The sequence below is a fragment of the Vibrio splendidus 12E03 genome (assembly GCF_000272105.2).
Lineage (GTDB): Bacteria > Pseudomonadota > Gammaproteobacteria > Enterobacterales > Vibrionaceae > Vibrio > Vibrio splendidus_I.
In genome coordinates, this window is record NZ_AJZD02000168.1 from 1 (window position 1) to 643 (window position 643).

Below are 643 nucleotides of genomic sequence, written 5' to 3' on the forward strand. Positions count from 1 at the left end.
TTGAGCCAGCCATCAAAAAAAGGCCGCGTGAGGGGATGCGCGACCATGGGGACAAAAATCAGTCCGAGGACTTTCGCCAAGAACAAACACCAGACCGCCCATGAGCCAATCAAAAAGAGCACCTGCGTGAGGATCAAACCGATCAATTGCCAAACGCCCCAGATGAAGACATCGCCTATCGACAAATCCCACAAACTGACCTCTTCTTGATACATGCTGAGCAAAGCGTTATTAATCAACTTAAACAAAAACATCGAATCTCGCGTGCCAGTGCCTATCTGAAAAATCAGCAATCCCACGTTGTCCATGGTCTCAAACAACACATCAAAGATGGCGTTATAAGAAAAGTAAATGGACGCGGACAGAAACACCGTCAAGGTGCATTTAATGATGTTCTCCGGCTCCCAGCCAATCAGCATGAAGCGGGCAATTTCGGTAAAGATCAGCACCACACATAAAGTCACCAAGAGCGCCAAACTGAATGACGCCATCTCAGGGTGAGTCATCACCCTATCGACAAACTCGTGCACCACCGTGGAAAAGGTTTGTCTAAACACACTGTCAGGACTGCTCATCGGATCGGCCTCTCATCCACGGTTACGCCTTGCTCACGCGCGGTATTCATTCGCTCTAAACGGGCTTG

Annotated in this window: 1 pseudogene; it reads right to left on the reverse strand. The window is 49.0% G+C overall.

Features of this window, described 5'->3' with window-relative positions:
* Window positions 1-575: pseudogene (locus A142_RS11705) on the reverse strand (hypothetical protein); the annotation flags it as partial.
* Between the last annotated feature and the right edge of the window lie 68 nt (window positions 576-643).